Origin of the sequence: Flavobacterium glucosi (assembly GCF_048286535.1) — a bacterium.
Classification (GTDB): Bacteria; Bacteroidota; Bacteroidia; order Flavobacteriales; family Flavobacteriaceae; genus Flavobacterium.
The window spans coordinates 1-12,361 of sequence record NZ_JBLVPK010000003.1; the positions used below are offsets into that span (position 1 = coordinate 1).

Annotated in this window: 8 protein-coding genes, 2 tRNA genes and 1 rRNA gene; 8 read left to right on the top strand and 3 right to left on the bottom strand. The window is 33.5% G+C overall.

The genetic code is table 11. From position 1 onward, the window contains the following. The first annotated feature begins 170 nt into the window (after positions 1-170). The 4 genes from rrf to ACNQGD_RS05880 all read left to right on the top strand — a co-directional run bounded on the left by rrf (position 171) and on the right by ACNQGD_RS05880 (position 2,919). Positions 171-280: ribosomal RNA gene (rrf, locus tag ACNQGD_RS05865) — 5S ribosomal RNA — on the top strand. 67 nt (positions 281-347) lie between these two features. Then, positions 348-420: transfer RNA gene (locus ACNQGD_RS05870), tRNA-Phe, on the top strand. 8 nt (positions 421-428) lie between these two features. Further along, positions 429-514, top strand: a tRNA-Leu gene (locus ACNQGD_RS05875). Positions 515-1,296: 782 nt separating this feature from the next. Further along, entirely contained in the window at positions 1,297-2,919 is a 1,623-nt protein-coding gene (locus ACNQGD_RS05880; protein ID WP_417998642.1) for an amidase, read from the top strand. Between the two features lie 45 nt (positions 2,920-2,964). On the opposite strand, the gene ACNQGD_RS05885 is transcribed toward ACNQGD_RS05880, so the two are convergent. From ACNQGD_RS05885 to ACNQGD_RS05895, 3 genes are read right to left on the bottom strand one after another with little or no spacing between them, the layout of a single operon-like run. Further along, a complete protein-coding gene (locus ACNQGD_RS05885) occupies positions 2,965-3,609 on the bottom strand; it encodes an endonuclease III domain-containing protein (RefSeq protein ID WP_417998643.1) in 645 nt (214 codons plus the stop codon). A 4-nt stretch (positions 3,610-3,613) separates the two neighbouring features. Continuing rightward, positions 3,614-4,003, bottom strand: coding sequence for a peptide-methionine (R)-S-oxide reductase MsrB (gene msrB, locus ACNQGD_RS05890; protein ID WP_417993538.1), 390 nt, complete (start codon positions 4,001-4,003; stop codon positions 3,614-3,616). Between the two features lie 37 nt (positions 4,004-4,040). Beyond that, positions 4,041-4,907: an alpha/beta fold hydrolase gene (locus ACNQGD_RS05895; protein WP_417998644.1), complete on the bottom strand. Its 867-nt coding sequence runs from the start codon at positions 4,905-4,907 to the stop codon at positions 4,041-4,043. A gap of 166 nt (positions 4,908-5,073) precedes the next feature. On the opposite strand from ACNQGD_RS05895, the gene ACNQGD_RS05900 reads away from it, so the two are divergent. From ACNQGD_RS05900 to ACNQGD_RS05915, 4 genes are all read left to right on the top strand, one after another. Then, positions 5,074-6,495 (top strand): glycogen synthase, encoded by a 1,422-nt coding sequence (locus ACNQGD_RS05900; protein WP_417998645.1) that lies wholly within the window; start codon positions 5,074-5,076, stop codon positions 6,493-6,495. Next, a complete protein-coding gene (locus ACNQGD_RS05905; RefSeq protein ID WP_417998646.1) occupies positions 6,492-7,772 on the top strand; it encodes a glucose-1-phosphate adenylyltransferase in 1,281 nt (426 codons plus the stop codon). Before ACNQGD_RS05900 ends, ACNQGD_RS05905 begins: the two co-directional genes overlap by 4 nt. A gap of 70 nt (positions 7,773-7,842) precedes the next feature. Beyond that, the gene (gene glgB / locus ACNQGD_RS05910; protein WP_417998647.1) at positions 7,843-9,750 is read left to right on the top strand and encodes a 1,4-alpha-glucan branching protein GlgB; all 1,908 of its coding nucleotides are present in this window, start codon (positions 7,843-7,845) and stop codon (positions 9,748-9,750) included. Positions 9,751-9,947: 197 nt separating this feature from the next. Further along, positions 9,948-12,347, top strand: coding sequence for a glycoside hydrolase family 31 protein (locus ACNQGD_RS05915; RefSeq protein WP_417993533.1), 2,400 nt, complete (start codon positions 9,948-9,950; stop codon positions 12,345-12,347). The last annotated feature ends 14 nt before the right edge of the window (positions 12,348-12,361 follow it).

Here is a 12,361-nt window from a genome sequence, read left to right on the forward strand (position 1 = left end):
ACGCTTTTCCCCGGGGCAACCCGGGGAAGAAACTTTCTAATACTTTTTATTTCCTGAAATAAATTCAGGATAAATTCTTTATCTCAGTATGTTAAGATATTACTATAATTATGAATTTAAAATTATCAATTGTTAGTTATAGATAATTGCCCAAAGCAATTATAACCTCTTAAGGTGGTTATTGCGGCGGGGCTCACCTCTTCCCATCCCGAACAGAGTAGTTAAGCCCGCCTGCGCAGATGGTACTGCAGTTATGTGGGAGAGTATGTCGTCGCCTTTCTTTGAAAAGCCTATCTGAAAAGATAGGCTTTTTTATTCATACTTTTTATTTATAAGAAAAGTATATTGGTACCTTAGCTCAGATGGTAGAGCAATGGACTGAAAATCCATGTGTCCCTGGTTCGATCCCTGGAGGTACCACAAATATTGCTCGGATGGTGAAATTGGTAGACACGCTGGACTTAAAATCCAGTGGACAGCAATGTTCGTGCGGGTTCAAGTCCCGCTCTGAGTACAAGAAACTTCAGTTGGCTAACGCTAGCGGAAGTTTTTTTTATAATTAAAATTCGTATATTTATTTTTGTACTCTAAATCATTTTATAACAGTAATATTTTGTAATCATTAACTTACTTGTTTTCGCTTTTGAACAAGCAAAGGTTATTCTAAGAATACAAATTTTAATATTTGACTACCATATTTTAGTAAACCTTAAATACACATTGAAAATGTATTTCTTCTTATAAATTTATCTATTTAAGGAGATTTTACTAAAGACATTAAAATTTTTATACTGTATATTTTTACAGAAATGACATTGTTTATAATGATTTAAGTATATATTGTTTCATTCTTACTTTAATTGCGTCTGAATTTCTTGTTTAAGAAGATAGTTTTTTGACAGTTCTTACCATTTATCTGAAATTTTTAATTTTTTTACAATTTCTTTTAAAATCAAATTCCTTACCTTTTTTTATCTTAAAATTAAATTTTTTGAAATGTTTTTCCTTTATATTTAGCATTTTTGATATCACTTTTCTTTAGTCGAAATAAATTATTTTTCACTGCAGTTATTTAGATTTTAATATCGATGCACCTCACAAAAATGCCGTTACTAGAAATAATACAGTTTAATACATTTTGGAAGTAATGTCGCATTTTAGAGCTTTAAGAAGCTGTTTGATATATTATCAAACTTTAACGTTTGTTCTAATTAATAGATTGTTGTAATTGGTGAAAAAAAAGTACTTTAGAGAATTAATTTATGCTACTATTTATTCAAATCAATAATTTAATCTATGAAAAGAAGATCTTTTATAACTACTGCAACTTTAGCTTCTGCAGGGCTTACCACACTTTTAATTACAGGCTGTACGTCCGGCACCAAAAAGGATGATGATTCTATATCAGTTGAAGATTCTAATGAAGTCTTTGAACTGGATGAAGAAACCATCGGTGGTCTAAGAGAGAAATTAGCTTCTGGAAAATATACTTCAGAACAATTAGTACAACTGTATTTGAAACGCATTAATGCTATTGATAAAAACGGACCTCAATTAAATTCAGTTATCGAAATCAATCCTGATGCAGTAGCTATTGCTGTTGTTATGGATAAAGAAATGAAAGCAGGTAAGAGTAGAGGGCCTTTACATGGAATTCCCGTTTTAATAAAAGACAACATAGATACTGCCGATAAAATGCAAACTACTGCAGGATCTTTGGCAATGGTAGGTAATATTGCTTCAAAAGATGCTTTTGTAGTCAAAAAACTGCGTGAGGCTGGGGCAATAATCATTGGTAAAACGAATTTGAGTGAATGGGCAAATTTTCGTTCAACTCAATCATGTTCCGGATGGAGTAGCAGAGGCGGGCAGACTAAAAATCCATATATTTTAGATCACAATCCATGTGGCTCCAGTGCTGGTTCAGGAACTGCTGTGTCAGCCAATCTTTGTGTAGTTGCTGTGGGAACAGAAACTGATGGTTCTATTGTTTGTCCGGCTTCCGTAAACGGGATAGTAGGAATTAAACCAACTGTAGGCTTGGTTAGTCGATCTGGAATTATTCCAATTTCAAAAACACAAGATACAGCAGGTCCAATGGCGAGAACCGTAACTGATGCAGCAATACTATTAGGAGTAATGGCAGCTGTTGATCAAGATGATGCTGTAACGCTTGAAAGTAAAGGAAAAGCTCAAAAGGATTATACGACTTTTTTAGATGTAAATGCATTGAAAGGAAAACGTATTGGTGTTGAGAAAAAACCGCAAGGGAACAATAAATACATTAATACACTTTTGGACGATGCAGTCGACCTTCTAAAAAAACAAGGTGCTGTCATTATCGAAATTGACTATTTGGATAAAATTAATGCTTTGGGTCAAGCCGAATTTGAAGTTTTACAATATGAATTTAAAGACGGATTGAACAATTATTTGGCTACAGCCAATGCAAAAGTAAAAAATTTAAAAGAGGTAATTGATTTTAATCGTAGTAACGAAGATAAAGCAATGCCTTATTTTAGACAAGAAACACTGGAGAGTTCTAACCTTAAAAAAGGATTAGATGATAAAAAATATACAGAGGCATTAACCGTAAGTTTTGAAGGAAGTAAAGGTATTTTAGATCGTGTTTTTAAAGAAAATAAATTAGATGCCATTTGCGGAATTACCATGGGACCGGCATGTAGTATTGATGTAATTTATGGTGATCGCTGGGGAGGTTATTCTTTGACTTCTCCTGCTGCGGCAAGTGGCTATCCACATATTACGGTTCCTAACGGGATGGTTTATGATCTACCTGTTGGTTTGTCTTTTTTCGGAATTCCGTACACTGAAGGAGAATTAATAGGATTGGGTTATGCTTATGAACAAGCATCTAAAAAGCGCCTAAAACCCGGACTTAAACCTTCATTTTTATAATAAATTACATTTTTAAAAATAAAAGGGTAAAGAGTGAATCACTCTTTACCCTTTTATTTTTTTATAATACTCACAAATCGAGTTAATCGGACATTCCGAACATTTGGGTGTCGGACGGCAAATTTCTCTCCCCAGAAATGAAATCGCCATTCCAATTTCGCCCCAGATTTCTCTTGGTAGCACTTGCATCAATTGTTTTTCGGCTTTAATTCCATCTTTGGTTTCTGTTATTAGTCCAATTCTGGGCGCAACTCGAATTACGTGTAAATCAGCTATAATTCCTTCCGCAGAAACTTTTGCTTCACGCATGATTACATTTGCAGATTTTCGTCCGATGCCTTTTAGAGCAACTAAATCCTCCATGGTGATGGGAATTTTTTCGTCATTTTTGATGGTTTGAGCAATTTCCAGTAGCCATTTGGCTTTGTTTCCAAAATTCCTGACACTAGAGATATAAGGAATTAATGCATCCAGATTTGATACGGCTAAACTTTCCATATTAGGATACCTTTCAAATAAAACAGGAGCAATTTTATTGATGTGGGCATCAGAATCTTGTGCAGATAAAACAACCATCACCAATAATTGATATAAATTATGATAGTCCAAAGGATGTTTCTTTCCTTTATATTTTGTAAGAATTGGGTCTAATTTTTTAACCCAATCCGTTGCGTTTCCAAATAAATCCATAGCATTATTCTTTAAAATCAACTGATAGGGAGTTCACGCAATACCGTTGCCCTGTTTTGGTTGGTCCGTCATCAAATACATGTCCTAAATGACTGCCACAATTGGCGCAAAGGATTTCGGTTCGTTTCATACCAAGTGTCACATCTGAAATGTATTCCACTTTTCCGGGAATAGATTCATCAAATGACGGCCAACCACAATGTGCATCAAACTTAGAATTGCTTTCAAATAAAGCTTCTCCACAGGCACCACAGCAGTATGCTCCCTTTTCATAATGCAGGTTATAGGTTCCAGTGTGCGGATATTCAGTCCCTTTTTGTCTAAGGATTCTGTAGCGTTCCGCTCCTAATTGTTCTTTCCATTCTTGTTCGGTTTTTTCTATAGGATATTTCATGATTTAAATTTTTATTAATTAAAGTGTTGTATTTCAATTATTTATTTTGAATAAATTGAACTGTTTTTTCAATGACTTTAGGATTGCCTAGAATTTTTCTATGTCCTAATCCATCAGTTAATAATAACGTTCCATTTTTTAAGTATTTATGAATGTGAATCCCTGCCTTTACAGGAACTTCAGGATCATTGTTATCATGTATTACTAAGACTGGAATAGTAGTTTCTTTTGCGGCTAGAAAAGTAGAATAACTATTCATTTTTTCGCCATATTTTTTTTCGAAATGCAAACGCAAAAGAGTACTTATTGTTGGTCTCAATTCTAATTTACCTATAAAGTCATCCATAATATCTTCCACAATGTCGCCACTGCCTATGATTACGGCATGATTTACTTTTAATCCTTTTTTTATAGCATTCAAAACGGACATTCCACCTAATGAATGACCAATAGCCGCTTCAAATGGTCCAAATTGCTTATCTATTTCTAAAATTGCAGCGATAAAGTCGACCATAATAGTAGTTTTTCCGGGTGATTTTCCATGAGCTGGCGCATCAAAACTAATAGTCGAATATCCAGCTTTAAGCAATTCATCGGCGATTTTGAATAGTTGTGTTCCACGTCCTGACCAACCGTGAACTAATAAAATTTTCTTATTACTTCTTCCATAATGATACAAAACTACCTCTTTATCAATTGCAGGTACTGAGATTAATTTTTGAATACTATTTCGATCCATTTCTAATTCTCTTTTAGGAATTTTATGTTTTATGGGTGTTGTAAAGAGTTTAGCGGCAAATAATGTAATTAGTTTTGGCGAAATAAACGAGATTAATTTACTAGTTAATACTATAATCTTAGGAATTTTCAATGATTGGGTATGATTAGAAGTTTTTTTTGTCATTTCAATAAATTTTCGTGCGAGTTATAATGTTAATTTTTTTTTACTAAATTTAGAAAACAATAAAAGTAATATTTTTTATAAAATTTTTATTGGTATTAACATAAAAGACGGAAATTAAATAATTCGAACAGTATTAGAATTAACTAAAAACATCAAAATTTCATTAATGGAAATATTTCATATCAGTGCAGAATGTTACCCAGTAGCCAAAGTAGGAGGTTTAGCTGATGTTGTGGGAGCATTGCCAAAATATCAAAATAATGCAGGACATCAAGTAAGGGTTGTGATCCCTTGTTATGACACAAAATTCAAAAAAGAAAATGATTTTGAATGTGTCCATTGGGGGAATGTGAAGTTGGGAAATTTTAATTTTCCATTTAGTGTTCTCAAAGAAAAAACGGATAAGTTAGGATTTGAATTGTATTTGGTTGAAATACAGGAATTATTTGACAGAAAAGAGGTGTATGGATATAAAGACGATATTGAACGTTTTTTATCTTTTCAAATTGCTACTTTGGATTGGATTATGGGTAGAAATGAAGTTCCTGATGTAATTAATTGTCATGATCATCATACGGGTCTGATTCCATTTATGTTGCTATATTGTCACAAATACCAAAAATTACGAAATATTCCTTCCATGATCACCATTCACAATGGTTTGTACCAAGGACAGTTTGGTTTTGATAAATTGTATTACTTACCAGAATTTGATTTGGCTCATCTGAAAGTTTTAGAATGGGATAATTGCATCAATTCATTGGCAGTAGCCATAAAATGCGCTTGGGCTGTAACTACTGTTTCCCCTAATTATTTGAATGAAATTAATTATTCAGCTAATGGATTAGAATCCTTGTTTAATCTGGTACGATATAAGTCCAGAGGAATTTTGAACGGAATTGATATCGAAGTCTGGGATCCAGCTAAAGATGCGATGTTAGAAAAAAACTATTCGATTAAAAATTTCGAAAAAGGAAAGCAAGAAAACAAAGAAAAATTATGCAATCTGTTTAATTTAGATCCAACAAAACCACTTTTTAGTTTTATTGGAAGGTTATTAGAAGAAAAAGGAGGCGATTTATTGCCACATGCCGCAGCGCTCGCTTTATCTGAAAATCATCAACAAATTAATATTTTAATCTTGGGTTCAGGAAATACAGCTATTGAGAATCAATTGAACGGCTTATTATCGGATTATAAAGGGAATTATAATACATTTATTGGATACAATGAGGAATTAGCGCACTTGATTTATGCAGGTTCTGATTTTTTATTAATGCCTTCAAGAGTAGAACCGTGTGGCTTAAACCAAATGTATTCCCTACGATATGGAACAATTCCTATAGTGCGACGAACAGGCGGACTGAGAGATACCGTTATTGATTTTGGGGATGATGGAAATGGAATTTGTCATGATCAGGCAACTGTAGGCGATGTTTGTTATTCGATTCAAAGGGCAGTAAATTTATATGACGATAAAAAACATTTAAATAAAATTATAAAAAAAGGAATGAGTACTGATCATTCTTGGGGAAGCGTTTGTCTGGAATATATAGAAATGTATAATTTAATAATTAACAAAAAATGAAAGCTAAAAAGAAAAACGTTATTGCAATTATTTTAGGTGGAGGACAAGGATCCAGATTATATCCATTGACAGAGACAAGATCTAAACCTGCTGTGCCAATAGGAGGTAAGTATAGATTGGTCGATATTCCGATTTCAAATTGTATGAATTCGGATATTTACAGAATGTTTGTTTTGACGCAGTTCAACTCGGCTTCTTTAAATGCACATATTAAAAACACCTATAACTTTAGTATTTTTAGCCATGCTTTTGTTGACATTCTTGCTGCAGAGCAAACTCCTGATAATCCAACTTGGTTTCAAGGTACGGCAGATGCTGTAAGACAATGTATGCCTCATTTCTTGAACCATGATTTTGATTATGCTTTGATACTTTCCGGAGATCAATTGTATCAGATGGATTTTGATGCAATGTTAGAAGAACATATTAAAAGAGAAGCCGATATCACAATTGCTACTTTACCAGTAAATGCAAAAGATGCTCCTGAATTTGGAATATTAAAAACAAACTCTGAAAGCTGTATTGAATCTTTCATTGAAAAACCAGCAAAAGAATTGTTGCCAGACTGGGAATCGGATGTGAGTGAACAAATGAAGATCGAAGGCAAGCATTATTTAGCCTCGATGGGAATCTATATCTTCAACAAAAAACTATTGGTAGACATCATGTCAAATAAAGAAACCAAAGATTTTGGTAAAGAAATTATCCCGCAAGCTGTAGGGCATAAAAAAATATTAAGCTATCAATACGAAGGATATTGGACTGATATTGGTAATATTGATTCCTTTTTTGAAGCTAATATAGGATTAACAGAAGACTTGCCTAAATTTAATTTATTCGATAACGACAACAAAATTTATACAAGACCTAGATTATTGCCTCCTTCTAAATTCCAAAAAACAATGGTTGATAAATCATTAATTTCTGAAGGTTGTATATTGAATGCTAAAGAAATCAATCATTCCGTGATTGGTATTAGATCCAGAATAGGTGAGGGAACTATAATTCAAAATTGTTATGTAATGGGAAATGATTTCTATCAGAATATTTGTGATATGAATGAGGATCTCAAAAACAACAAACAGTTAATAGGTATTGGCGAAAGATGTTTTATAAACAATGCCCTTGTGGACAAAAATTGCAGAATTGGTAATGATGTTTACATCAATGGAGGCAGTCATTTAGAAGATTTTTCTAATGAATTGTACGCTATCAAAGATGGAATTGTTGTCATTAAAAAAGGAGCAGTTATACCAGATAATTACATCATAAAGTAAATTTACAAACTGTTTTTTCTTAAACTAATATTCTATTCTTTTTCTAAAAATAGAATTATACAATTGTTATATGAGCAAAGTTATCTCGCATTCCCTTTTTACCGATTTTGATATCGATTTATTTAAATCAGGGAAACATTTCCGTCTGTACGAAAAACTAGGCGCACATCTTATAACGGTTGACGGAGTAGATGGTGTTTATTTTGCCGTTTGGGCTCCTACGGCACATTCGGTATCTGTGGTTGGGGATTTCAATTTTTGGACACAAGGAGAGCATCTGTTGGAAGTTCGTTGGGATTCCTCCGGTATTTGGGAAGGATTTATTCCAAATGTAAAAAAAGGGACAACCTATAAATATAAAATACAATCCAAGAATGATGGTATCATAACAGAGAAAGCTGATCCGTTTGCTTTTTACTGTGAGAAACCACCACACACGGCATCAGTAGTTTGGGATTTAGAGTATAAATGGAAAGATAAAAACTGGATGGAAACCCGTCAAAATCATAATGGTTTAGACAAACCTTATTCAGTATATGAAGTACATTTAGGTTCATGGAAACGCCATACAGAAGAAAATCGTTTTTTGACCTATATAGAATTTGCCGAAGATTTAGTAAATTATGTAAAAGAAACGGGTTTTACTCACGTAGAATTTATGCCAATTATGGAATATCCTTACGATCCTTCTTGGGGATATCAATTGGTTGGATATTTTGCACCAACTTCCCGTTTTGGAAATCCGCAAGAATTCATGCATTTGGTAGATAAATTACATGAAGCCGGAATTGGAGTAATTCTGGATTGGGTTCCGTCTCATTTTCCGGATGATGCACATGGTTTAGGATTTTTTGACGGGTCGAATCTTTTTGAACACCCTGACCGAAGAAAAGGCTATCATCCAGATTGGAAAAGTTTAGTTTTTAATTATGGTCGAAATGAAGTTCGTTCGTTCTTAATCAGTAATGCGTTATTCTGGTTGCATCATTATCATGCGGATGCTTTGCGTGTTGATGCTGTTGCCTCGATGTTGTATTTGGATTATTCCAGAAATGATGGGGAATGGGAACCCAATATTTACGGAGGAAGAGAAAATCTGGACACGATTAGTTTCCTTAAAGAATTCAATGAAGCCGTTTATCTAAATTATGAAGGAGTACAAACCATTGCGGAGGAAAGTACTTCGTTCCCTATGGTTTCCAGACCTACATCCGTTGGTGGTTTAGGTTTTGGGATGAAATGGATGATGGGCTGGATGCACGATACTTTAGAGTATTTTCAAAAGGATACCGTGTATAGAAAATACCATCAAAACGATTTGACTTTTTCGATGACCTATACTTTTTCAGAAAATTTTATGTTGCCGCTTTCGCATGACGAAGTGGTATATGGAAAGAAATCTATAGCGGGGAGAATGCCAGGAGATGAATGGCAGAAATTTGCGAATTTAAGATTACTCTATGGCTATATGTTTATGCATCCTGGAACTAAATTGTTGTTTATGGGAAGTGAATTTGGACAAAGTAGTGAATGGAATTTTGAAGGAAGTTTAGATTGGCATTTACTGCAATATCCGTTTCATGCGGGTGTCAAAAAATTGATTACTGATTTGAATAAATTGTACAAAACAGAACCTGCTTTGCATGAAAAACAATTTAGTCCGGAAGGTTTTGAATGGATTAACTACTCTGATCATCAAAATGCTGTGATGTCTTTCATTCGAAAAGGAAATGACGCAAAGGACAATGTAATAGTAGTTTGTAATTTCACACAAGTGGTGCGCTCTAATTATAGAATTGGTTTACCTAAAAAAGGTAAATTGACAGAAATTTTTAATAGTGATGCTTCAAATTATGGCGGAAGCGGAGTTTCTAACGCTAAAAAAATAGCCATTGAGGCCATGCCTTATGATGGAAGAGATTATTCTACAGCGTTGCTTTTGCCTCCTTTGAGCGTTACTGTTTTTAAAATTTCATAGGTATAAAATAGTTAAATTTTGAATTATGTATAACTAATGGTTTTCATTTATAATGGAAACCATTAGTACATATAGTTGATTGTTATATTAAAATATACTATATCGTTTTCGAGAATAAAACCCATATATATAACTGTTTACAAAGTAATTTTGTAAGTTTGAGTTCTAGAAAAAGATTAAAATTAATACCATATAAAATGATTACAAATACAGAATTAGAATATAAAGGTGATTTATATCCCACAAAAATAACTTCTTTTGAGCATGAAGTAGATTCAATATTTTTTCATACTGATAATAGTGTCATCTTAAAAGTAACCGTATTAAGAGATAGTTTAATCCGGTTTCGATTTACGACAAAAGGGTATTTCAGCAACGATTTTTCTTATGCAGTTGATAAAAATCATTCACATGGATATAATTTTCTTGAGGTTTCAGAAGAGCAGGATTATTACCAGATACAAACCAGTAAAGTAAAATGTAGAATTCAAAAAACAGATATGAGATTGTCTATTTTTGATTTAGAAGATAATATTATTTTAGAGGATGAATTGGGTTTTCATTGGGAAGAAAGCTATGAATACGGTGGGAATATCGTAAAAATGAGCAAGGCATCAAAAGATGGGGAATGTTTTTACGGACTTGGCGATAAAGCAACTCAACTAAATTTGAAAGGAAAGAGACTGGAGAATTTTGCGACAGATCAATATGCTTTTCAAAAAGATCAGGAACCTTTATACAAAGTAGTTCCGTTTTATATTGGGTTACAAAACAAGCAATCATACGGTATTTTCTTTGATAATACTTTCAGAACCTATTTTGATTTTTGCCACGAAAGAAGAAATGTAACCAGTTATTGGGCAGAGGGTGGAGAAATGAATTACTATTTTATTTACGGGCCAGAAATGCAGGATGTTGTTACCACCTACACACATTTGACTGGAAAACCTGAATTACCGCCACTTTGGGCACTTGGATACCATCAATGTAAATGGAGTTATTATCCGGAAAGTAATTTAAAAGAAGTTGCTGCCAAATTTAGAGAGTTAAAGATTCCGTGCGATGCGTTGTATTTGGATATTGATTATATGGAAGGTTTTCGATGTTTTACTTGGAACAAAGAATATTTTCCAGATCCAAAAAGAATGGTGGCTGAATTAGCAGAAGATGGTTTTAAAACTGTTGTAATTATTGATCCAGGAATTAAAATTGACAAAGAATACGCCATTTATAAAGAAGCCTTAGAAAAAGATTATTTCTGTAAAAGAGCTGACGGTCCATACATGAAAGGAAAAGTTTGGCCAGGAGAATGTAACTTTCCAGATTATACAAATCCCGCAGTAAGAGAATGGTGGGCTGGATTATTTAAAGAACTAATTTCAGATATTGGAGTAAAAGGAGTGTGGAACGATATGAATGAACCCGCAGTAATGGAGGTTCCTAATAAAACGTTTCCTATGGATGTACGTCACGATTATGATGGAAATCCCTGCAGTCATAGAAAAGCACACAATATTTATGGTACACAAATGGCAAGAGCTACCTATCACGGTGTGAAACGATTTGCGTATCCAAAAAGACCTTTTGTAATAACAAGATCAGCATACGCAGGAGCACAACGCTACACTTCTTCTTGGACAGGAGATAATGTGGCCACTTGGGAACATTTATGGATTGCAAATATTCAAGTGCAACGTATGTCAATTTCCGGTATGGGTTTCACTGGCTCTGATATTGGTGGATTTGCAGAACAACCTTCGGGAGAATTATATGCACGTTGGATTCAATTGGGTGTTTTTCATCCTTTTTGCAGAACACACTCTTCTGGAGATCACGGAGATCAGGAACCATGGGCTTTCGATGAAGAAGTGATAGATATCACCAGAAAATTCGTCAATTTGAGATATCAATTATTACCGTATTTATATACTATGTTTTGGCAATATATTGAGGAAGGAATTCCTATGTTGAAACCATTAGTGTATTACGATCAAGAAGATATTCAAACGCATTACAGAAATGACGAATTTGTTTTTGGAAATCAAATATTAGTTTGCCCAATTTTAGAACCAAATGCTTTAGGCCGAAGAATGTATATTCCTCGTGGTCAATGGTATAATTATTGGACCAACGAAGAAGTTAAAGGAGGAAAAGAAATTTGGGTTGACACCAAATTTGATCAAATTCCAATTTTTGTAAAAGCAGGAGCAATTATTCCTAAATATCCTGTTCAACAATATGTTGGTGAGTTAGAATTTGATGAATTAACATTAGATATTTACTACAAAGAAGGGAAAGAAAAATCAGTAGTTTATGAAGATGCTCAAGACGGGTATGATTATAAAAAAGGGAGATACAGCTTCTTATCGTTTCAAACAACCGGTAAAGAGAAAGAATTGATTATCCAGCTACATAAAGAAGGAAAATACGATACGAATTATTCTAAATATAAGATAAATCTTATAGGTTTACCGTTTAAAGTTAAAATGATCGAAATTGATAATGTGGAAGTATCATTTGATAAAAACACTTTAGAGAATGAAGGCTACTTGATTGTTGATAAGGAATTTACAGCATTTCATGTTACTGGAGAATAACAAAAAAAGTTGAT

Excerpts from the sequence above, each read along its gene's own strand:
- ACNQGD_RS05880 (WP_417998642.1), top strand. The coding sequence starts at position 1,297 with ATGAAAAGAAGATCTTTTATAACTACTGCAACTTTAGCTTCTGCAGGG.
- ACNQGD_RS05885 (WP_417998643.1), bottom strand. The coding sequence starts at position 3,609 with ATGGATTTATTTGGAAACGCAACGGATTGGGTTAAAAAATTAGACCCA.
- msrB (WP_417993538.1), bottom strand. The coding sequence starts at position 4,003 with ATGAAATATCCTATAGAAAAAACCGAACAAGAATGGAAAGAACAATTA.
- ACNQGD_RS05895 (WP_417998644.1), bottom strand. The coding sequence starts at position 4,907 with ATGACAAAAAAAACTTCTAATCATACCCAATCATTGAAAATTCCTAAG.
- ACNQGD_RS05900 (WP_417998645.1), top strand. The coding sequence starts at position 5,074 with ATGGAAATATTTCATATCAGTGCAGAATGTTACCCAGTAGCCAAAGTA.
- ACNQGD_RS05905 (WP_417998646.1), top strand. The coding sequence starts at position 6,492 with ATGAAAGCTAAAAAGAAAAACGTTATTGCAATTATTTTAGGTGGAGGA.
- glgB (WP_417998647.1), top strand. The coding sequence starts at position 7,843 with ATGAGCAAAGTTATCTCGCATTCCCTTTTTACCGATTTTGATATCGAT.
- ACNQGD_RS05915 (WP_417993533.1), top strand. The coding sequence starts at position 9,948 with ATGATTACAAATACAGAATTAGAATATAAAGGTGATTTATATCCCACA.